The organism is Kitasatospora sp. NPDC087271 (assembly GCF_044744605.1).
Taxonomy (GTDB): Bacteria; Actinomycetota; Actinomycetes; order Streptomycetales; family Streptomycetaceae; genus Kitasatospora.
This window is the reverse complement of the sequence record NZ_JBIUYQ010000016.1, coordinates 162,975-183,762: the sequence shown is the minus strand read 5'-3', so window position 1 is coordinate 183,762 and position 20,788 is coordinate 162,975. Positions and strand designations below refer to the sequence as shown.

Genomic DNA, 20,788 nt, shown 5'->3' with positions numbered 1-20,788 from the left:
GCGCCTGCCCGCCGTGCTGGGACAATACAGACAGGACGCACGGAGCGTGACGACAGGGCGGCGGCCGCGGGCCGTGACCCCGTAGGACCAGGATCGGAGCCGAGGACGTGGTGGACGCAGCGAGGGAGCCCGCCGAAGCGCAGGGGCTTCAGCCCGCTGCGGCCGTGCAGGCGCGGGCCGCCGACGCGGCTCCGTCCGAGCCTGCGGCCGTCGGCGGGGCGGCGGGTCCCGATGAGTCGGTGGGCCCCGGCGGGGCGGCGGGCTCCGGCGAGGTGGCGCCGGAGCGTGGTGCCGAGAAGCTGGACCGGCCGCTGCCCGAGGGCGTGCGCCGGCGCGTGGTCGGCCTGGCCTCGGACGCGCTCGGCGGGCTGCCGCCCGGCGAGCTGCCGCAGAGCCTGCGCCAGTACGTCAAGTTCACCCCGGCCCGGCGGGCCAAGTACGCGGCCACGGCGCTGGCCGCGGCGCTGGAGTCGGAGCCGGCGTTCCGGGTGCGGATAGCGGAGCGGCTGAGGCTGGGCCAGCCGGACCTGGTGAAGGCGTTGGAGTCGGGCAGCGTTCCGGGCGCCGCCGATCCGATGGACGTCGCGGCCGCCGCCTACCTGGTGCGGTCGGCCGGTTGGAGCCGGCTGGTGGCCGAGGCCGGGGAGGAGGCCGAGCGGGCCGGCGCCGAGGGCGCGGCCGCCGAGGCCACCCGGCTGGCGGAGAAGTTGCAGGCGGAGCTCGCCGAGCTGCGGTCCGCCGCCCGGGCGGACCTGGAGCGGCAGCGCGCGGAGTCCGAGGGCGTCCGCCGGGAGGCCGAGTCGCTGCGGAAGAAGGTGCGCTCGCTGGAGAGCGACACCCGCCGGGCGCAGGCCGAGACCAGGCGGCTGACCGCCGAGCTGGAGGCCGCGAGGGCGCAGGCGGCCGCCGAGCGTGGCGCCGCGGAGTCCGAGGCGCGGCGGCTGCGGCACCGGGTCGGCGAGCTGGAGACGGCGGCCGAGCAGGGCCGCCGGTCGGCCCGCGAGGGCCGCAGCGTCGAGGACATGCGGCTGCGGCTGCTGCTGGACACGGTGCTGCAGTCGGCGCAGGGGCTCCAGCGGGAGCTGGCGCTGCCGGTCTCCCAGATCCGGCCGGGGGACCTGGTGGAGGCGGTGGTGCCGGGTGCGGCCTCGCCGCACGACGTGGCCCGGCGCGGTCTGGCCGACGACGATCCGGCGCTGCTGGACCAACTGCTGGCGATCCCGCAGGTGCACCTGGTGGTGGACGGCTACAACGTGACCAAGACGGGCTACCCGACGCTGCCGCTGGAGCAGCAGCGGATCCGGCTGCTGGGCGGGCTGGCGATGCTGGCCCAGCGCACGCAGGCGGAGGTCACCTGCGTGTTCGACGGGCAGGACCTGGACGTTCCGGTGATCATGGCGCCACCGCGCGGGGTGCGGGTGCGGTTCAGCCGGACCGGCGAGACCGCGGACGAGCTGATCCGCCGTCTGGTGCGGGCCGAGCCGCAGGGCCGTCCGGTGGTGGTGGTGTCCACCGACCGGGAGGTCGCGGAGGGCGTGCGGAAGGCCGGCGCGCGCCCCGTGGCTTCCGTTCTGCTGCTGAACCGGCTGGCGCGGCCCTGAGGGCTGCCGCGGCGGGATGACGCCTGGTCAGCGCCCGGTTTGCGGTGGTGTGCACATCCAGTGAAGCCTGCGGGGGAAGTGGAGTTCACGCCTTCGGGGGAGTGGCAAAACCCGTGGATCTTCCCTAGGGTGTGGCGTCAAACCTATTTTCCGGATTCTCACCTGATCGGGTGAGGCCGATGGAAGAAGGAGCAATTCCCTTGGCCTCCCACCGCCGTCCCAAGCAGCCGAGCCGCGCCCGGGTCTCCGTGCTCACCGCTGCCGCGGCGACCGCGGTCGCCCTCTCCGCGCAGGTCGCCGCGCACGCCGCGCCCCAGCCGAGCAAGAGCGACGTCAAGGCGCAGATCGACCAGCTCCAGCAGGACCAGGAGCAGGCGGCGGAGAAGTACAACGGCGCCAAGGAGCGGGCCGACCAGCTCCGCAAGCAGTCCGACCAGCTGCAGGACAAGGTGGCCCGCAGCCAGGACGAGATGACCCAGCTGCAGACCGGCCTGGCCGGCGTGGCGGGCGAGCAGTACCGCACCGGCGGCATCGACCCGTCCGTCCAGCTGATGCTCTCCTCGGACCCGTCGGGCTACCTGGAGAAGGCGTCCAGCGCCCAGCAGGCAAGCGCCAGCGAGTCCGAGGCGCTCAAGGGCCTGCTGGACCAGCAGCGTCGGCTGGACCAGGAGAAGTCCGAGGCCGCCGCCGTCCTGGCCTCGCTCGACTCCACCACCAAGGACCTGAACCAGGCCAAGACGGACGTCAACCAGAAGCTGAAGGCCGCGCAGGACCTGCTGAACTCGCTCAGCGCCTCCGACCGCGCCGCGCTGCGGGCCCAGCAGCAGCAGGACGACCGCGCCTCGCGCGGCAGCGACCGTGCCGACCTCGGCAGCCTCCCGCAGGCCGGCGGCTACGCGGGCGTGGCCGTCGCCAAGGCGATGAGCAAGCAGGGCTCGCCGTACGTGTGGGGCGCCACCGGCTCGACCACCTTCGACTGCTCGGGCCTGATGGTCTGGGCGTACGGCCAGGCCGGCGTCTCGCTGCCGCGCACCTCGCAGGAGCAGGGCAACGTCGGCACCAGGGTCTCGCTGGACCAGGCCCAGCCGGGCGACCTGGTCATCTACGGCCCCGACCGGCACCACGTCGGGATGTACATCGGCAACGGCATGGTGGTGCACGCGCCGCACACCGGTGACGTGGTGAAGGTGATGAAGGTCGACGCGATGCAGATCAACACGATCCGCCGGGTCTGACGTCCCGACACGCCCGAAGGGCCCGTCCGGGCCTGTGATCCACGCCACCCTCGGACCGGGGGTGGCGTTCGGGTTTTGTCCGCAGCATGACTCCCCGATGAAGAGTGATCAGCTTTATGTACGGCGGTGATCACTATGTGTCATATTCACAAAAGAACTTTGGTCTTCTTCCGTCTTTTTTCTGACAAGGATTTGAACGGATCACGGTTCAGTTACTAGGGTCGTGCCCCGAACCACCGCACTCCCGATCACCCAGCCAGGGTGGCGGCGGTGGTTTCCGTCGAGTTCGTGACGCAGCGGGGCGGGCCCAGTGCCTGCCCGACGGGGAGCCCAGCAGTCGGGGGTGCTGTCGAACGGAGCCGGGGAACCACGTTCCTCCGGGGTGAATCGGCGCCAGGTCGGCCGGTGGAACGGCCGTGAGGCGTCGTAGGGCACGCTTCCGGCCCGAACCCGTCAGCTCACCCGGTAGACGGCGTAGGAAGAAGGAGTCCGCCTTCGTGGCGTCCCATCGTCGTCCCAAGCCCGCCAGTCGCACCCGGGTCTCGATCCTGACCGGCTTCGCCGCGGCGGCCGTCGCGCTGTCCGCGCAGTCCGGCGCCCACGCCGACCCGCAGCCGACCAAGGACCAGGTCAAGGAGCAGGTCGACCAGCTCAACGAGCAGGCCGAGGTCGCGACCGAGAAGCTCAACGCCGCCCAGGAGAAGCAGCAGCAGCTGCAGAAGCAGGTCACCGACCTGCAGGACCAGGTGGCGCGGCAGCAGGGACAGGTGACCGACCTCCAGGGCGGCCTGGCCGAGATCGCCGGCGAGCAGTACCGCAACGGCGGCATATCCCAGACCGTCCAGCTGATGTTCTCCGCCAGCCCGGACACCTTCCTGAGCCAGGCCGACACGCTGAACCAGGCCGGCGGCACCCAGAAGGGCCAGCTCAAGCAGCTCCAGGACGAGCAGCGCAAGCTCGACCAGGTGCGCTCCGAGGCCCAGGGCAAGCTCGCCGAGATGGAGACCACCACCCAGCAGCTGAAGAGCGCCAAGGACGAGGTCCAGGGCAAGCTCAAGGCCGCGCAGGACCTCTTCAACACCCTGTCCGAGCAGGAGCGCCAGGCGATCCGCGCGGCCGAGGAGAAGGCCGCCGCCGAGGCCAAGGCGAAGGCCGACGCCGCGGCGAAGGCCGCCCAGCAGCAGGCGGCGGCCCAGCAGGCCGCCGACCGCTCCTCCCGCGACAACAGCCGCACCGACCTGAGCGCGTCGCAGGCCCCCGCCGCGCCGGTCACCAAGCCGAGCGCCGGCAGCTCGCGCGGCGCCGCGGCGCTGTCCATCGCCGCCTCCAAGATCGGCAGCCCGTACGTCTACGGCGCCTCCGGCCCCGGCTCCTTCGACTGCTCGGGCCTGATGGTCTGGGCGTTCAACCAGGTCGACGTCTCGCTGCCGCGCACCTCGCAGGAGCAGGCCCACGCCGGTACCCGGATCGGCACCGACCTCTCCCAGGCCCAGCCCGGCGACCTGCTGATCTTCTACGGGGACGCCCACCACGTCGGCATCTACGCGGGCAACGGCCAGGTGCTGCACGCGCCCAAGCCGGGCGCGTCGGTCCGCTACGAGGCCGTCGGCAACATGCCGCTGACCTCCATCGTGCGGGTCTGATCCCCGCTCAGGCCCTCCCAGGCCCGGCCTTCCACCACGGAAGGCCGGGCCTGCGGCTTTTCCGGCGTCTCGGACTGATGTCCGATTGCGGGTCAAATATTCGGGTTGGCAGGGGTTTGGACTCGGTTGCCCGGACTCGCTAACGTCTGCCACCGGACTCCGCTTCCAGGGCCGCCCGCGTTGGGGCGGCGGCGGGGCCCCACCGCCGGATCGGAGCCGCTGCCGCCATGCCCGTGCACCGTCGTTCCCAACTGCTCGCCCGTGCGCTGGTGCTGACCGCGGCCGCCGCCACCGCCCTGGGTGTGACGACGGGCGGCAGTGCCCAGGCCGCCCCCGCCGCGCCGGACACGCCCACCCGCAAGGACGTCAAGGCGCAGGTGGAGCAGCTCTACGGCGAGGCCGAGCAGGCGTCCGAGAAGTACAACGCCGCCCAGGAGGCGCAGCAGCGGCTCCAGGGCGAGACGACCGTCCTCCAGGGCGAGATCGCCGTCGCCCAGGACCAGCTCAACCAGCTGCGCGGCGACCTCGCCACCGTGGCCGGCGCCGAGTACCGCGGCGGCGGCATGGCCCAGACCGTCCAGCTGATGCTCTCCACAGACCCGGAGGGCTACCTGTCCCGGGCCCGCACCCTCGACCAGGCCGCCGAGCGGCAGCAGGAGACCCTGCACGAACTGGCCACCCGCCAGCGCCGGCTCGACCAGCGCCGCACCGAGACCGCCGGCAAGCTCGCCGAACTCGACCAGGTCCGTCGCTCGCTCGCCGACAGCAAGCAGCAGATCCAGCAGCGGCTCACCCAGGCCCAGCGGCTGCTCAACAGCCTGGGCGTCGCCGAGCGGGCCCGGATGGCCGCCCAGGACGCCCGGGAGGCCGAGCAGCGCGCCACCCGGGGCACCGACCGGCTGGACCTCGGCACGGCCCCGCCCGCCTCCGAGCGCGGGGCGGCCGCGCTGGCGGCCGCGGTGCGGATGATCGGCTCGCCCTACCTCTACGGATCCACCGGGCCCCGCGCCTTCGACTGCTCCGGTCTGATGTACTACAGCTGGCGGCAGGCCGGAGTGACCCTGCCGCGCACCTCGCAGGCCCAGGCGTACGCCGGGCAGCGGGTCAGCCTCTCCGAAGCGCGGCCGGGAGACCTGGTGATCTTCTACCGGGACATGCACCACGTCGGGATGTACGCCGGCGGCGGGGTGATCGTGCACGCCCCCTACCCGGGCGCCAAGGTCCGCTACGAGAGCGTCAACGCGATGCCGGTCGCGGGGGTGGTCCGGCTCTGAGCCCGGCACCGTCCGACCCCGACGCCCCCCACCCGATAGACGGCGCCCGCCGGACGCTGTCCCGGCGCGGTGCGCTGCTGCTCGCGGCCGGCGGGCTGGCCCAGCTGTCGCTGCCGCCGGCGGCCCCGGCGGCCCCCTCCGCGGCCGGGCGGGCGTCGGACCGGTGGGCGTCGGACCGGCGGGCCGAGGTGGCCGCGCTGCTGGACGCGCGGGCCCGGGCGCTTCCCTCCTGGTCCGGACCGGCGGCGATCGAGGCCGGCTACCGCAACCTGGTGCTCGGCGCGGACGCCGGACCGGAGAGGCTCACGGCCGCCGCCGACCTGGCGGTCCGGATCACCGGGTACGACGACTACCCGGTGGTGTACCCGCGCCGGATCGACCTGGTCCTGGTCGGCGGCGGCTGGCGGGTCGACCGGGAGGAGAGCGCGAGCGGGCCCCCGGCGCTCTGGGACCTCGGCTCCGCCCGGTCCGCAGCGGGCGCGCACTGCCTGGTGCTCGGACTGGCCGACGGGCCCGACCCGGCCGGTCTGGTCGCGGTGGCCGACCGGGCCGCACCCGCCGTGAGCGAGGTCTGGGGCACCGGCTGGGCGGGCCGCCTGCTGCTCGAAGTACCCGCCACCGCGGAGCAGTTCGCCCGGCTGCTGGAGGTCGACCCGGCGGGCTGGGCGGGCATGGCGGCGGTCACCTCGGCCGCCCCCGGCGCGCCCTGGCACACCCCCGCCGACCGGGTGCTGGTCAACCCCGGCACGTTCGGGCGGCTCAGCGACTTCGGCCGGCAGGTGGTCGTCACCCACGAGGCCACCCACGTCGCGACCAGGGCCGACACCCGGGCCTGGACACCGCTCTGGCTCTCCGAGGGCGTCGCCGACTGGACCGCCTACCGGGGCTCCGGCCGGCGCCCGCAGCAGATCGCCCCCGAGCTGGCCCGGGACGTCGCCGCCGGCCGGCTGCCCACCGCGCTGCCCGCCGACCGGGACTTCACCGCGGGGGCCGACGGCATCGCCCAGGCGTACGAGCAGGCCTGGCTCGCCTGCGAGCTGATCGCCCGGCGCTACGGGCCCGAGCGGCTCGTGGCGTTCTACCGGGCGGTCGGCGCGGCCGACGGGCAGGGGGAGGACCGGGACCGCCGGCTGGACCGGCTGCTCCGGGCCGGACCGGGCGTCGGCCTGGCCGAGTTCACCCGGCTCTGGCTGGACGAGGTGGCCGCGCTGCGCGATTGAAGGCGCGCGTCGTTCAGCGCCGCTGCCTGGCCGGGGTGCCGGGCCGCTGCCTGGCCGGGGTGCCGGGCCGGTCGATGCCGTCCAGCAGGTCCTGCTCGTAGGCGATGCCGGGGCGCACCGGGTAGGCGCCGGCGGGCACCGGCTCGGGCTTGGCCAGCACCACCGTCGCCGGGAGCTGTGCCGGGCCGCGGGTGGCGCGCCAGAGCCGGACGCAGGAGAGCACGGTGGCGGCCAGCAGCAGCAGGTTGCGCAGGCTGAGCACGGTGACGCCCCAGGGCTCGCTGGCGAGGATCCGGCTGAACATCAGCGGGAACTCGGCCAGCGTCAGCGGGCAGGCGAGCAGGATCAGCAGGGCCACCGGCCGCTGGCTGCTGCCGCGCACGGTCAGGCAGACGGCGGCGACGCCGATCAGCCAGACCAGGTACTGCGGGCTGATCACCCGGCTGGTGACGGTGAAGATGAGCAGCGCGCTGAGCGCCGCGTCGTACATGGTGGTCGCGTTGCGGCGCTTGGCGGTGAAGCGCCAGAGCAGCAGCCAGGCGAAGCCCAGCACGGTGCCGGCCATCATCACCTTGCTGATCACGGGGACCCACGGCCCGAGCATCTCCGGGGAGCCGTAGTTCATGGTGACCCTGCCGTCCCAGGCGTCCGCGAGCCGGGCGAAGTGCAGTGGCAGCGCGCCGAGCGACTCCACCTCGATGCCGCGTTCCTTCTGGAAGGCGAGGAAGCCGAAGGCGCCGTTCATCCCGGCCGCGAGCAGGAAGCCCACCGAGACGGCGGTGGCCGCGGCCAGCGTCCAGGCGCGGCGGGTGCGGCGGCCGGAGGGGGTGCCGATCAGGGCGAGCAGCGGCCAGATCTTGATGATCCCGCCCAGGCCGAGCAGCATCCCGCCGATCGCCGGGCGGCGGATCAGCGCCAGCAGGCCGGCCAGGGCGATCGCGGTGACGATGATGTCCAGCCGGTTGTAGACCATCGGGCCGAGCAGCGGCACGGCCACCACCCACATCCAGGCGCCGGTCAGTGCCCGGCCCCGGCGCAGTCCGGTGCGGACCAGCAGGGCGGTGGCGGCGACGTCGGCGATCCCGCAGATCACCCAGAAGGAGACCAGGTACGACCAGGGCAGCAGGCCGGGCAGCAGGATCACCAGGGCCGCGCCGGGCGGGTACTGCCAGGTCACGTCGTCGAACGGGAAGGTGCCGGTCTGCAGGACGCCGTACCAGGCGTGGTAGATCATCCAGACGTCGGCGGTGATGTCCCCGCCGAGCCCCTTGACCACGCCGGTCATCAGCAGCACCAGCACCGTCCGGGTGGCCACCCAGGTGGCACCGAGTGCGGCGAGCGCCCCGAACGGGCGGCCGGGGGCACGGGCCGGCTCCTGCCGGGCGGCCGGCGTCGGGCCGGGGCCGGCGGCGCCGCTGGGTGTACCGGACTCGGTGGCCGGGGCCAACTCCACTGCGCTCCCTCGTTCGTCTCGGACGTCCCACCGGAGGCGCCGCGCGACGGACGCCCGGGCGGTCGGAGGGGCGGGCGCGGCACGCTTGGCCGGGCCGCCACCGGCCGCCTAGGTACTAGGACTGACCCGGGGGTGAAACGGTTGCCGTGCGCGGATCCGTTCCCGGCGGGTCATGGTGTTGACCTATCGTACGGATCACCCAGCGGTACACCGAGCACCCCCCGACAAGCGAGCCGTGGCCTGAATGCACCGAACCTTGATCGTCACCAACGACTTCCCGCCCCGCCCCGGCGGCATCCAGGCCTTCGTGCACAACATGGCTGTACGTCAGCCCGCCGGGAGCATCGTGGTGTACGCCTCCACCTGGCGGGACGGCAGCGAGGTGGCCCGCTTCGACGCCGAGCAGCCGTTCCCGGTGGTCCGGGACCGGACGAAGGTGATGGTTCCCACACCGCGGGTCACCCGGCGGGCCGCCGAGATCCTGCGGGCGGAGAAGTGCGACTCGGTCTGGTTCGGCGCCGCCGCCCCGCTCGGGCTGATGGCGCCCGCGCTGCGCCGGGCCGGTGCGGAGCGCCTGCTCGGCATGACCCACGGGCACGAGGCCGCCTGGGCCCAGCTGCCGGCCGCCCGGCAGTTGCTGCGGCGGATCGGCGCGGGCACCGACGTGCTGACCTACCTGGGGGAGTACACCCGGTCCCGGATCGCGGGCGCGGTCGGGCCGCAGGCCGCGGCCCGGATGGTGCAGCTGCCGCCGGGCGTGGACGAGACGACCTTCCACCCGGGCTCGGGGGGCGCCGAGGTGCGTCGCCGGCTCGGGCTGGCGGACCGGCCGGTGGTGGTCTGCGTCTCCCGGCTGGTGCCGCGCAAGGGCCAGGACACGCTGATCGAGGCGATGCCGCAGATCCTCGCCGACGTGCCGGACGCCGTGCTGCTGATCGTCGGCGGCGGCCCGTACCGGGCGGATCTGGAGAAGCTGGCCGACGCCAAGGGGGTCCGGGCCTCGGTGCGCTTCACCGGCGCGGTGCCGTGGGAGGAGCTGCCCGCCCACTACGGGGCCGGGGACGTCTTCGCGATGCCCTGCCGGACCAGGCGCGGGGGGCTGGACGTCGAGGGCCTGGGCATCGTCTACCTGGAGGCCTCGGCGACCGGTCTGCCGGTGGTCGCCGGTGACTCCGGCGGCGCGCCGGACGCGGTGCTGGAGGGCGAGACCGGGTACGTGGTGCCGGGCGGCTCGGCCGCCGCGGCCGCCGAGCGGATCGTCCGGCTGCTGGGCGACGAGGAGCTGCGGCGGCGGATGGGCGAGGCCGGGCGGCGCTGGGTGGAGCGCTCCTGGCGCTGGGACCTGCTGGCCGGGCGGCTGACCTCGCTGCTGGCGGCCTAGACCCGGGTCCGGACCCGTGAGCGGGCCCCGTCTCCTTCGCCGGAGGCGGGGCCCGTACCCGGCTACTTCTGGTAGATCGCCTCGATGTCGGCGGCGAAGTCCTTCAGCACGAGGTTGCGCTTGAGCTTGAGGGAGGGCGTCAGGTGGCCGCTCTCCTCGGAGAACTCGGTGTCCAGCAGGCGGAACTTCTTGACCGCCTCGGCGTGCGAGACGGCCGCGTTGCCGTCGTCCACCGCGGCCTGGAGGGCGGCCAGCAGGTCCGGGTCCTGGCTCAGCTCGGCCACCGTGGCGGTGGCGGGCTTGCCGTTGAGCTCCTTCCACTTGGGGAAGAAGTCCGGGTCGACGGTGATCAGGCAGGCCACGAAGGGCTTGCGGTCGCCGACCACCATGACCTCGCCGACCAGTGCGTGCGCCCGGATGCGGTCCTCGATCACGGCCGGGGCGACGTTCTTGCCGCCCGCGGTGACGATGATCTCCTTCTTGCGGCCGGTGATGGTCAGGTAGCCCTCGGAGTCGAGCGAGCCGAGGTCACCGGTGGCGATCCAGCCGTCCTTGAGGGTGTCGGCGGTGGCCTGCGGGTTGTTCCAGTAGCCGGTGAAGACGTGCGGGCCCTTGAAGAAGACCTCGCCGTCCTCGGCGATCCGCACCGAGGCACCGGGCACCGGCTGGCCGACCGTGCCGATCTTCGGCTTGTCCCACGGGTTGAAGGCGGTGGCCGCGCAGGTTTCGGTCAGGCCGTAGCCCTCCAGGACGGTGAAGCCGATGCCCCGGTAGAAGTGGCCCAGCCGCTCGCCGAGCGGGGCGCCGCCGGAGATGGCGTGGGTGGCCCGGCCGCCGAGGGCCGCGCGCAGCTTGCTGTAGACCAGCTTGTCGAAGACCGCGTGCTTGATCCGCAGGCCCAGGCCCGCGCCGCCGGCGTCCAGCGCCCGGCTGTAGGCGATCGCGGTGTCGGCGGCCTTGTCGAAGATCTTGCCCTTGCCGTCGGCCTGGGCCTTGGCACGGGCGGTGTTGTAGACCTTCTCGAAGACTCTCGGCACGCCCAGGATCAGGCTCGGCTTGAAGGCGGCCAGCTCGGTGGTGACGTCCCTGACGTCGGAGACGTGGCCCAGCTTGATCGGCGCCATCGCGGTGGCGATCTCGGCGATCCGACCGAGCACGTGGGCCAGCGGCAGGAACAGCAGGACGGAGCTGTCGCCGGTGCGGAACAGCGGGGCCAGGCGCTCCACCACGTTGCCGCACTCGGCGAGGAAGTTGGCGTGCGTCAGCTGACAGCCCTTCGGGCGGCCGGTGGTGCCCGAGGTGTAGACGATGGTGGCGATCGAGTCGGCGGTCGCGGTCGAGCGGCGCTCCTGCACCGTCTCGTCCGGGACGTCCTTCCCGGCCTCGGCCAGCGCGGCGATCGCGCCGCCCTCGATCTGCCAGGTGTGCTTCAGCCCGGTGAGCCGGCCGCGGACCTCGTCGACCACCTTGACGTGCTGGTCGGTCTCGGTGACGACGGCGACCGCGCCGGAGTCGCCGAGGATCCACTCGACCTGCTCGGCGGAGGAGGTCTCGTACACCGGGACGGTGATCGCGCCGGCCGTCCAGATCGCGAAGTCCAGCAGCGTCCACTCGTACCGGGTGCGGGACATGACGCCCACCCGGTCGCCCGGCTCGATGCCCGCGGCGATCAGGCCCTTGGCGGCGGCGTGCACCTCGGCCAGGAACTGCACCGCGGTCAACTCCTGCCAGCGGCCGTCCACCTTCCGGCTGAGCACCGCGACGTCCGGGTGCTCCGCCGCGTTCCGGTGCACAGGGTCGGAGAGATTACCGCCGTCGGGTACCTGATAGAGAGCCGGAAGGCTGAAGTCGAGCAAGACTGCTCCTCGTTCGCGACGCTGCGGGACGGCAGGACGTTACTGCCCGGTAGGCAGCTTCGACCAGGGGGGTCGGCTCCGGTGTTCGAAGTGTCACACCCGGCCGGGTCCGACCAGGCCGTGACCGGGTCGTTCGAATGGCACCCTACGACAGCCCCGAGGTGACCGGCCGGTAGCATGCCCCGCCGACCGGCGCCGGGCCCCCGCCGAGCCGCGGCCCGCGCGGCCGAGCCGATCGCTGGTCGCGGTAGCCTGCTCCGGGCGGACAAGGCCGAGCACGCTCGACCGGACCGGCAGGCAGAGGGACGACGCGGAGGGCCATTCCATGGCGGAGCACACCAGGTCGAGCATCACCATCGACGCGACCCCGGCCACGGTCATGGCCGTGATCGCCGACTTCGCCGCCTACCCGGCCTGGACCGGAGAGGTCAAGGAGGTCGAGGTCCTGGAAGCCGGCGAGGACGGCCGCGCCGCCCAGGTCCGCCTGCTGCTCGACGCCGGCGCCATCCGCGACGAGCACGTCCTCGCCTACACCTGGGACGGCGACCGCGAGGTCGGCTGGACCCTCGTGCGCAGCCAGATGCTCCGCTCGCTGGACGGCTCCTACTCCCTCGCCCCGCTCTCCGGCAGCCGCACCGAGGTGACGTACCAGCTCGCCGTGGACGTCAAGATCCCGATGCTCGGCATGATCAAGCGCAAGGCCGAGAAGGTCATCATCGACCGCGCCCTGGCCGGTCTGAAGAAGCGCGTCGAGGACGCCGACGGCAAGAAGCCCGTCCAGGGCTGACGCGGCGGAACGGGGGCCGACGGCATGACGGCGACACGCACCATCCTGGTCAGCGGCGACGCGGGCGCGCCGGTGGTGGCCGCCGCCACCGCCCTGCACGCCGCCCGGCGCGGCCACCGCACCTGGCTGCTGGCCGCCGACGACCCGCACCGCGCCCTGGACGGCGTCCTCGGCACCCGCCTGGAGCCCGAACCGGCCCGCTACGCACCCGGCCTGACCGTCTCCCGGATCGACGAGCAGGCCGCCTTCCGGTACGCCGCCGGCGAGCTCACCAGCCGGCTCAAGCCCGCCCTCGACCTGCTCGGCGCCGAGCAGCTCGACCCCGAGGAGCTGACCGCCCTCCCCGGCATCGCCCGGATCGCCCTGCTGCGCGCCCTGCCCGCCGCCGACCAGGACGTCCTGGTCGTGCTCGCCCCGCCGCCCGCCGAGCTGATCGCCACCCTCGCCCTGCCCGAGCAGCTGGAGCGCTACCTGGACCGGCTCGTCCCCGAGCAGCGGCAGGCCGCCCGGGCGCTGCGCCCGCTGCTGGCCGGCCTGGCCGGCGTGCCGATGCCCGCCGAGTGGCTGTACGAGGGGCGGACCAAGGCCGCCGCGGTGCTCGCCGAGTCCCGCGCCGCGATCGCCGCGCCCGGCACCAGCGTGCGCCTGGTCGTGCCCGCCGACGGCCACCCGTACCGGGAACTGGGCCGGATCCGGGCCGGGTTGGCCCTGCACGGCCACCGGCCGGACGCCGTCGTGGTGCACGGAGTGCTGCCCGAGGGCGCGGCCGACTCGCCGGACCCGTGGCTGGCCGCGCTGGCCCGCCGCCGCCGGGAGGAACTGGCCGAGCTCGCCGCCGAGACCGATGCCCCGGTGCTGGCCACCGGACTGGCCGAGGCCACCCTGGAGGCCGTCGCCGACCGCCTGTACGGGGGCGGGCCCGGCCCGGAGCGGCTGGCCCCCGAGCCCTGGCCGGTCGAGGACCGCCTCGCCGAGGAAGGCCTGCTGGTCTGGCACCTCGTGCTGCCCGGCGCCGACCGGGCCGAGCTGGACCTCGTCCGGCGCGGCGACGAACTGGTCGTCGGCCTCGGCGCCCACCGCCGGGTGCTCACCCTGCCGTCCGCGCTGCGCCGCTGCACGGTGGCCGGCGCGAGCCTGCACGACGGGGCGCTCTCGGTACGGTTCGCGCCCGACCCGGCGCTCTGGCCCCGGGGCTGAAGCCCTTTCGGGGCCCCTGCCGGCTGTCCGGTAGCGTCGGGCCCGAGGGCCGCGGGGTGCGGCCCCGGCTGAGGAGGCGCCCGCGATGACCAGCACCGACGACCGGACCGAGCCCACCGCCGAGCCGGGCGGCCCGCAGGCCCACCCGTTCGGGCCGGAGCTGGGCCCGCTGGTGGACGAGGTGCGCAAGCTCGCCTCCGCCGTCGGCCAGAAGGCGCAGGAGGCGAGCGCCGACACCCTGATCACCCTCTCCGGGCTGGCCGACCGGCTGCGCACCCAGCAGCCCGAGGTCTACTCCCACCTCGCCGCCGCCGGCTCCGGACTGGCCGCCGCGGGCACTGAACTGCTGGCCGCCTACCGGGCCGCGGTGGCCGGCCACGAGCACCGCTGGACGGCCGGCGAGGGCTCCGCCACCGAGCGGATCGACCTCGACACGCCTGACGAGGCGTCCGCCAAGCAGTGAATCCGTAACCTTCGAACCGTGATCGCGTTGCTCTGGTGCGTGACGAAGCGGGCGATTAGATACGACTTTTGAAGCTTGGCGGCCCGGTTGGTCCATGATTGTCTTCGGTTAATGTATGCGAGGCTGTGTACGGGGGGCAGGGTTGGGCGGTACCGTTCCGCCCAGCGGGAACGAGTGAATAGCTGAGGGACACATGGCTCTGACCATCGGCGTCGATGTCGGCGGGACCAAGATCGCGGCAGGCGTGGTCGACGAGGCGGGCGCGATCCTGGCCCGGACCAGGGTGCCCACCCCGGCCGACCCGCAGTGGGCGGTCGATGCCATCGCGCAGGCCGTGCGCGAGCTCAAGGAGCAGCACCCCGACGTCACCGCCGTCGGCGTCGGCGCCCCCGGCTTCGTGGACAGCAACCGTTCCACGGTGATCTTCGCTCCCAACATCGACTGGGAGAACGAGCCGCTGCGCGGCCGCATCGAGGAGCTCGCAGGCCTGGACACCGTCGTCGAGAACGACGCCAACTGCGCCGCCTGGGCCGAGTTCCGCTTCGGCGCCGCCGCCGACCACCGGGACATGGTGCTGATCACCGTCGGCACCGGCATCGGCGGCGGCATCGTCCTCGACGGCCGGCTGCACCGCGGCCGGTTCGGCGTGGCCGGCGAGATCGGCCACCTCAACATGGTCCCCGACGGCCTGGCCTGCGGCTGCGGCGGCAAGGGCTGCTGGGAGCAGTACGGCTCCGGGCGGGCGCTGCGCCGCTACGGCCGGGAGAAGGCCGCCGCCGACCAGGTGCGCGGCCGGCGGATGCTGGAGCTCAACGACGGCGTCGCCGAGACCATCCGCGGCATCCACATCACCGAGGCGGCCGAGGAGGGCGACCCGCTCGCCCTGGAGTGCTACGCCGAACTGGCCGACTGGCTCGGCCGCGGCATGGCCGACCTCGCCGCGCTCTTCGACCCGGGCGTCTTCGTCCTCGGCGGCGGCGTCTCCGACTCCGGCCGCCTGCTGCTCGACCCGGTCGCCAAGGCCTTCGAGCACTACCTCACCGGCGGCATCCACCGCCCGCGCGCCGAGGTCGTGCTGGCCTCGATGGGCTCCGCCGCCGGCATCGTCGGCGCCGCCGACCTGGCCCGCACCGCGTAGCCACCCCCCGAACCCGCCGGCGGCGGTGCGACCGGACCCCGACCAACCCCGGACGCGCCGCCGCCGACGCACACCCCCGGCCCTGCCGTACGGTCGTCCCACGCGCCACGTACGTACGGGGAGGACCAGGACCATGACCACGGCACCCGCCGAACCGCCGCCGCCCGGTCCGCGCCGGCTGCGCCTGCTCAGCTACAACATCCGCTCGCTGCGGGACGACCGGCGGGCGCTGGCCCGGGTGATCCGGGCCTGCGCGCCCGACCTGGTCTGCATCCAGGAGTCGCCGCGCTACTGGCGGCCCGAGGGCCAGGCCGCCTGGCTGGCCCGGAGCACCGGGACGGCCGTCCTGGCCGGCGGCGGCCGGACCGCCGCCGGGCCGCTGCTGCTCGGCCGGCCCGGCGCGGCGCAACTGCTGGGCGTGCACGACCGGCTGCTGCCCAAGACCCGCGGCCTGCACGCCCGGGGCTTCGCCACCGCGCTGCTGCGACTGCCCGGAGCGGCGCCGTTCACCCTCACCAGCTGCCACCTCAGCCTGGACGCCGACGAGCGGTACGGCCAGTTCGAGCTGCTGCTCGACCAGCTCGGGATCGCCGAACACGGCATCGTGGCAGGGGACTTCAACGAGCACCCGGACGGCAGGGGCTGGCAGCTGCTGGCCGCGCGGCTCCAGGACGGGTACCCGACCGCGCCCTGGGGCGGCGAGTTCACGTCCGTCCCCGAGCGCCCCTACCAGCGGATCGACGCCGTGTTCGCCACGCCCGGGATCACCGTCCTCGGCTGCGGGGTGCCGCACGGGCTGCCCGGCGTCACCGAGGCCGACCTGCGCGCCGCGACCGACCACCTGCCGGTGCTCGCGGTGCTGGAGCTGCCGGAGGCTCCGGCAACCTAGACGACCGCGCCGTTGTCCGGGTCCTCGGGCTCGTCCTCGTCGCGGTCCTTCATCCGGGTCACCAGGGTGACGAAGCCGCCGAGGAAGGCGGTGATCCCGACCCAGGCCGGCCAGCCGGCGATCTCCCGCCACACCACCGCGTCGAACAGCAGCAGGGCGGGGCCGCCGAGCACCGCGAGCCAGGCGAACTTCGCGGTGACGTCGGCGGTCGGCAGCGGCGGGGGCTCCGGCGGGACGTAGTGGTCCTCGTCGGTCTCCTCGGCCAGCTCGAAGTCGCGCGGGCCCGAGCCCGCCGCCGGCATCACCGGCCGACCGGAGCGGGGGCGGGGCTGCGGGGCGAGGTCGGCGAGGTCGTCCGGGTCGGTCCGGGAGCCGGGGGCGTCCTTGAGGCCGCCCTTCAGCTCGCTCTGGGCCCGGAGGTTCTCGACCTCCGGCCAGTTGGGATTGGTGAGGTCCACGGGGTCGTCGAACTGGGCGACCAGGGCGGCGAAGATCTCGTCCTGCTCGGCCTGGCTGCGCTCGGGGGCGCGCCGGGTGCGGGGCTCCGCGGGCGCGGTGGCGTCCGGTTCGGCCGGGCGCCGGTCGGCGGCCGTCGCTTCGGGGGCCTCCGCGGCCGGGGCGGTGACGCCGTCCGCCCCCGGACGGTCCGCCGGGGCGCCGCTCTGCGCGGTGCCGTCCTTCGCCGTGCCGTCCTCGCGGGGTGCCTCGTCCCCGCCGCCCGCCGTGCTGCTCTCGTGCACTTCCGGCCCTTCAGCCATGGTGATCGTCGGATTCGACCCCGGTGACGCCCACCGCGTGCGCGGGGGCCAGCCGTCGGATGAAGTCCTGGCTGGCCGCGAATATTTCCGCCGCGTCGTGGTCCAGCGTCGCGACGTGGAAGCTGCGCTGGCACAGCCGCTCCGTCACGTCGGTCGAGGATATCCGGGCCAGCACCAGTTCCGAGTTGGCCGGCGAGACGACGTGGTCCTGCGGACTGCGGAAGAGCAGCACCGGCTGGGTCACCTGCGGCAGCCGCCGTCGGACGTCCCGCCACAGCCGGCCCAGCGACCAGGCGGCGTTCAGCGGCGTCCGGTCGTAGCCCAGCTCGACCGCGCCGGGCTTGGCGATGTCGTCGGCGATCCCGGGCACGCTCGGCACGAGGTGCCGCAGCACCGGCAGCAGCACACTCGCGGGGTTGTCCGAGCGCACCGACGGGTTGACCAGCACCAGCCCGGACACCGCCGGACCGTGCAGCGCGGCCAGCCGCAGCGCCAGCGCGCCGCCCATCGACAGCGCGCAGACGAAGACCTGCTCGCACTCGGCGGAGAGCGTCAGCAGTTCGTGCTCGACCTCGGCGTACCAGTCCTCCCAGCGGGTGACCTGCATGTCCCGCCACCGGGTGCCGTGCCCGGGCAGCAGCGGCAGCGACACGCTGAACCCGGCCGCGGCCAGTTCCTCCGCCCAGGGCCGCAGCGACTGCGGCGACCCGGTGAAGCCGTGGCACAGCAGCACCCCCACCGGTCCGCCGCGGTGGCGGTACGGTTCGGCACCGGGCAGCAACGGCATGGCGGACTCCTTCGCGGGCGGGTGGCGCTGGGGGAGGGACGCTGGAGGGGGAGGCTGCGGGAATCCGCATCGTCCCACGGCCCCGCCCGGGACGTACACCCCTCATGGCGGCTCCCGCGCGGGCCGCACACCCCTCGCGGCGGCCTCCGCGCGAGTGCCTGCGGGAGTCCGGCGGCGGCCCGCCGGGGCGGGGCGGGGCGCGGGCCGAGCCCACGGGGCATTAGGATCGACCGGTCCGCATAACAGGAGGCCCGGGTTGTTCTACCGACTGATGAAGATGATCGTCGCGCCACTGCTTCGGATCTTCTTCCGGCCGTGGATCGAGGGTGAGGAGAACATCCCCACCGAGGGCGCGGCCATCATCGCGAGCAACCACCTGTCCTTCTCGGACTCCTTCTTCTTCCCCGCGCTGATCAAACGCCGGGTGACCTTCATCGCGAAGGCCGAGTACTTCAACACCCCGGGCATCAAGGGCCGGCTGACCGCCGCGTTCTTCAAGGGCGTCGGCCAGCTGCCGGTGGACCGCTCGGGCGTGCGCGGCGCGGGCGAGGCCGCGATCCGCAGCGCCATCGCGGTGCTGGACGGCGGCGAGCTGTTCGGCGTCTACCCCGAGGGCACCCGCTCGCCCGACGGCAAGCTGTACCGCGGCAAGGTCGGCGGCCTGGCGCGCGTCGCGCTGGCCACCGGCGCGCCGGTCATCCCGGTCGCCATGATCGACACCGAGAAGGTCCAGCCGCCCGGTCAGGTGATCCCCAACTTCGGCACCCGCCCCGGCATCCGGATCGGCCGCCCGCTGGACTTCTCCCGCTACCACGGCATGGAGAACGACCGCTTCATCCTCCGTTCGGTGACGGACGAGGTGATGTACGAGATCATGCGGCTCTCCGGCCAGGAGTACGTGGACATCTACGCGACCGCCGCCAAGCGGCAGATCGCCGACGACAAGAAGAAGGCCGACGCCGAGCGCAAGGCCGCCGCCAAGGCGGAGAAGGCGGAGGCGGAGGCCGAGAAGGCCGCCGCCGAGAAGGCCGCCGCGACGGAGAAGGCCGAGCAGTCCGGGCAGGAGCCGAAGGAGACCGGGTCGGCCTGACGACCGCGGGCGCGGCCCAGGGGAGGGGCGGAAGGATGACGGACGGCGAGAGAACCGGGGCAGTCGGCGGCGCGGTCGCGGCCGGGGGCATGTCCGTCGAACTGCCGTTGTGGAAGGCCATCTCCTACTTCCGGCTGCTGGCCCTCTGCTACGCCCTGCTGCGCTACCTCAACTCCTACCTGGACTTCCTGCACCCCGTCGCCGGCTGGATCTTCCTCGGCACGCTCACCCTCTGGACGCTCGCCAGCACCCGGGCCTTCGCCGGCCCGCAGCGCTGCACCTGGTACGTGCTCGGCACCGACCTCACCCTCGCCGTCACCGGCATCGTGATGAGCGGCCTGACCGACGACCCGGTGCGGATCAGCCACGGCGCGCCCACCCTGCCGACCATCTGGGCCGCCGGCACGGTGCTCGGCTTCGCCGGCAAGGGCGGCTGGCGCTGGGCGGCCGCCGCGGGCACGGTGATCGGCGTCGCCAACATCCTCGGCCACGGCGGCGCGACCGGCGACAACGTCCACAACATCATGCTGCTGATGGTGGCCGGCTGCGCCATCGGCTACGTCATCGAACTGGCCCGCGCCAGCGAGGCGACGCTCACCCGGGCACTCCAGGTCGAGGCGGCCACCCGGGAGCGCGAGCGGCTCTCCCGCGACATCCACGACGGCGTGCTCCAGGTGCTCGCCCTCGTCCAGCGCCACGGCGCGGAACTCACCGCGCGGCCGGCCGAGGGCGCTGCCGCCGCGGCCGGTGGACGCCCGGGCGGCGGCGCCGACTTCGCCGAACTCGGCCGGCTGGCCGGCGAGCAGGAGCGCGCCCTGCGGGCGCTGATGACCGGCGGCCCGATCCCGGGGCAGCGCCCGCCGGAGTGCGGGGCCGGGGAGCCGCAGGACCTCACCGCGCTGCTGCGCCCGTACGCCGACGAGCGGATCACGCTGTCCGCCCCCGGCGGGCCGGTGCTGCTGTCCGCCGGGGCGGCCGGCGAACTGGCCGCGGCGGTCGGCGCCGCCGTCGACAACGTCCGCCGGCACGCCGGGGAGCGGGCCCGGGCCTGGATCCTGGTGGAGGACGAGCCGCAGGCCGTCACGGTCAGCATCCGCGACGACGGCCCCGGCTTCGCCCCCGGCCGCCTCGGCGAGGCGGAGCGGGCCGGGCGGCTGGGCGTCTCCCAGTCCATCCGCGGCCGGCTGCTGGACCTCGGCGGCACGGCCGAGCTGTACTCGGCGCCCGGGGAGGGCGTCGAGGTCGAACTCCGCGTCCCGAGGAAGGGCTCTGATGACCGATCAGCCGACGACTGACCGGCCGATACGGGTGATGGTCGTGGACGACCACCCGATGTGGCGCGACGCCGTCTCGCGGGACCTCGCCGAGGCCGGGCTGGACGTGGTGGCCACCGCGGGCGACGGTGAGGAGGCCGTGCGTCGGGCCCGCGCCTGCTCGCCGCAGGTCGTCGTGCTGGACCTCAACCTGCCCGGTCTGCCCGGCGCCGAGGTGTGCCGCCAGGTGGTCGCGCAGGACCCGGCGGTGCGGGTGCTGGTGCTCTCGGCCAGCGGCGAGCACCAGGACGTGCTGGAGGCGGTGAAGTCCGGCGCGACCGGGTACCTGGTCAAGTCGGCCGGGCGGGAGGAACTGCTGGACGCGGTGCGGCGCACGGCCGTGGGCGACGCCGTGTTCACCCCGGGTCTGGCCGGCCTGGTGCTGGGCGAGTTCCGCCGACTGGCCGCCGAACCGGCTCCGGCCTCCGCGCCGGCCGTCCCGCAGCTGACCGCCCGGGAGACCGAGGTCCTGCGCCTGGTGGCCAAGGGCCTGTCGTACCGGCAGATCGCCGACCGGCTGGTGCTGTCGCACCGGACGGTGCAGAACCACGTCCAGAACACGCTCGGCAAGCTGCAACTGCACAACCGGGTGGAACTGGTGAGGTACGCGATCGAGCAGGGGCTGGACGACGACATCTGACGGCTCCGGCGGGAGCCGGCCGCCTCGGCGATCCCGCGTGCGGCGGGGGGCCGGTCCCGGACC

The 20,788-nt window shown here is 74.2% G+C and carries 18 protein-coding genes and 1 riboswitch; of the genes, 14 read left to right on the top strand and 4 right to left on the bottom strand.

Translation table 11 applies throughout. The features are described from left to right. Window positions 1–239: 239 nt before the first annotated feature. From ACIO9K_RS25595 to ACIO9K_RS25575, 5 genes are all read left to right on the top strand, one after another. Window positions 240–1,601 carry an NYN domain-containing protein gene (locus ACIO9K_RS25595; RefSeq protein WP_400333456.1) on the top strand — a complete coding sequence of 454 codons (1,362 nt, stop codon included), beginning with the start codon at window positions 240–242 and terminating at the stop codon, window positions 1,599–1,601. 200 nt (window positions 1,602–1,801) lie between these two features. Beyond that, a complete protein-coding gene (locus tag ACIO9K_RS25590; RefSeq protein WP_387811613.1) occupies window positions 1,802–2,836 on the top strand; it encodes an NlpC/P60 family protein in 1,035 nt (344 codons plus the stop codon). Window positions 2,837–3,173: 337 nt separating this feature from the next. After that, window positions 3,174–3,323: riboswitch (cyclic di-AMP (ydaO/yuaA leader) on the top strand. A gap of 10 nt (window positions 3,324–3,333) precedes the next feature. After that, a complete protein-coding gene (locus ACIO9K_RS25585; protein WP_363582994.1) occupies window positions 3,334–4,479 on the top strand; it encodes an NlpC/P60 family protein in 1,146 nt (381 codons plus the stop codon). 227 nt (window positions 4,480–4,706) lie between these two features. After that, a complete protein-coding gene (locus ACIO9K_RS25580) occupies window positions 4,707–5,753 on the top strand; it encodes an NlpC/P60 family protein (protein ID WP_400333425.1) in 1,047 nt (348 codons plus the stop codon). Between the two features lie 188 nt (window positions 5,754–5,941). Then, window positions 5,942–6,973, top strand: coding sequence for a hypothetical protein (locus ACIO9K_RS25575; RefSeq protein ID WP_400333422.1), 1,032 nt, complete (start codon window positions 5,942–5,944; stop codon window positions 6,971–6,973). 13 nt (window positions 6,974–6,986) lie between these two features. Here the strand turns inward: ACIO9K_RS25575 and ACIO9K_RS25570 are convergent, their stop codons facing one another. Beyond that, on the bottom strand, window positions 6,987–8,426 hold the full coding sequence (locus ACIO9K_RS25570) for a glycosyltransferase 87 family protein (RefSeq protein ID WP_400333419.1): 1,440 nt from the start codon (window positions 8,424–8,426) through the stop codon (window positions 6,987–6,989). 244 nt (window positions 8,427–8,670) lie between these two features. Between ACIO9K_RS25570 and ACIO9K_RS25565 the strand changes: the two genes are divergently transcribed. Beyond that, window positions 8,671–9,807: a glycosyltransferase family 4 protein gene (locus tag ACIO9K_RS25565; RefSeq protein ID WP_363618855.1), complete on the top strand. Its 1,137-nt coding sequence runs from the start codon at window positions 8,671–8,673 to the stop codon at window positions 9,805–9,807. Between the two features lie 62 nt (window positions 9,808–9,869). Here ACIO9K_RS25565 and ACIO9K_RS25560 read toward each other — a convergent pair whose 3' ends face one another. Continuing rightward, entirely contained in the window at window positions 9,870–11,663 is a 1,794-nt protein-coding gene (locus ACIO9K_RS25560) for an AMP-dependent synthetase/ligase (protein WP_400333415.1), read from the bottom strand. 325 nt (window positions 11,664–11,988) lie between these two features. Here ACIO9K_RS25560 and ACIO9K_RS25555 point away from each other — a divergent pair, with 325 nt between their 5' ends. The 5 genes from ACIO9K_RS25555 to ACIO9K_RS25535 all read left to right on the top strand — a co-directional run bounded on the left by ACIO9K_RS25555 (window position 11,989) and on the right by ACIO9K_RS25535 (window position 16,137). Beyond that, window positions 11,989–12,450 (top strand): SRPBCC family protein, encoded by a 462-nt coding sequence (locus ACIO9K_RS25555; protein ID WP_350884431.1) that lies wholly within the window; start codon window positions 11,989–11,991, stop codon window positions 12,448–12,450. A gap of 24 nt (window positions 12,451–12,474) precedes the next feature. After that, window positions 12,475–13,647: an ArsA-related P-loop ATPase gene (locus tag ACIO9K_RS25550; protein ID WP_363618857.1), complete on the top strand. Its 1,173-nt coding sequence runs from the start codon at window positions 12,475–12,477 to the stop codon at window positions 13,645–13,647. An 85-nt stretch (window positions 13,648–13,732) separates the two neighbouring features. Further along, complete coding sequence (locus ACIO9K_RS25545) at window positions 13,733–14,110, top strand: DUF5304 family protein (RefSeq protein ID WP_400333411.1); 378 nt, start codon at window positions 13,733–13,735, stop codon at window positions 14,108–14,110. A gap of 193 nt (window positions 14,111–14,303) precedes the next feature. Next, window positions 14,304–15,248 carry an ROK family glucokinase gene (locus tag ACIO9K_RS25540; protein ID WP_363582978.1) on the top strand — a complete coding sequence of 315 codons (945 nt, stop codon included), beginning with the start codon at window positions 14,304–14,306 and terminating at the stop codon, window positions 15,246–15,248. 133 nt (window positions 15,249–15,381) lie between these two features. Beyond that, entirely contained in the window at window positions 15,382–16,137 is a 756-nt protein-coding gene (locus ACIO9K_RS25535) for an endonuclease/exonuclease/phosphatase family protein (protein ID WP_363582976.1), read from the top strand. Here ACIO9K_RS25535 and ACIO9K_RS25530 read toward each other — a convergent pair. Continuing rightward, the gene (locus ACIO9K_RS25530) at window positions 16,134–16,877 is read right to left on the bottom strand and encodes a hypothetical protein (RefSeq protein ID WP_363618858.1); all 744 of its coding nucleotides are present in this window, start codon (window positions 16,875–16,877) and stop codon (window positions 16,134–16,136) included. The two genes, ACIO9K_RS25535 and ACIO9K_RS25530, sit on opposite strands and share 4 nt — an antisense overlap. A gap of 10 nt (window positions 16,878–16,887) precedes the next feature. Continuing rightward, complete coding sequence (locus ACIO9K_RS25525; RefSeq protein WP_363582972.1) at window positions 16,888–17,682, bottom strand: alpha/beta fold hydrolase; 795 nt, start codon at window positions 17,680–17,682, stop codon at window positions 16,888–16,890. 256 nt (window positions 17,683–17,938) lie between these two features. Between ACIO9K_RS25525 and ACIO9K_RS25520 the strand changes: the two genes are divergently transcribed. From ACIO9K_RS25520 to ACIO9K_RS25510, 3 genes are read left to right on the top strand one after another with little or no spacing between them, the layout of a single operon-like run. Beyond that, a complete protein-coding gene (locus tag ACIO9K_RS25520; protein WP_400333405.1) occupies window positions 17,939–18,772 on the top strand; it encodes a lysophospholipid acyltransferase family protein in 834 nt (277 codons plus the stop codon). A gap of 35 nt (window positions 18,773–18,807) precedes the next feature. Then, window positions 18,808–20,067 carry a MacS family sensor histidine kinase gene (macS, locus tag ACIO9K_RS25515; protein ID WP_400333402.1) on the top strand — a complete coding sequence of 420 codons (1,260 nt, stop codon included), beginning with the start codon at window positions 18,808–18,810 and terminating at the stop codon, window positions 20,065–20,067. Further along, the gene (locus tag ACIO9K_RS25510; RefSeq protein WP_063347264.1) at window positions 20,045–20,725 is read left to right on the top strand and encodes a response regulator transcription factor; all 681 of its coding nucleotides are present in this window, start codon (window positions 20,045–20,047) and stop codon (window positions 20,723–20,725) included. Before macS ends, ACIO9K_RS25510 begins: the two co-directional genes overlap by 23 nt. Window positions 20,726–20,788: the final 63 nt, after the last annotated feature.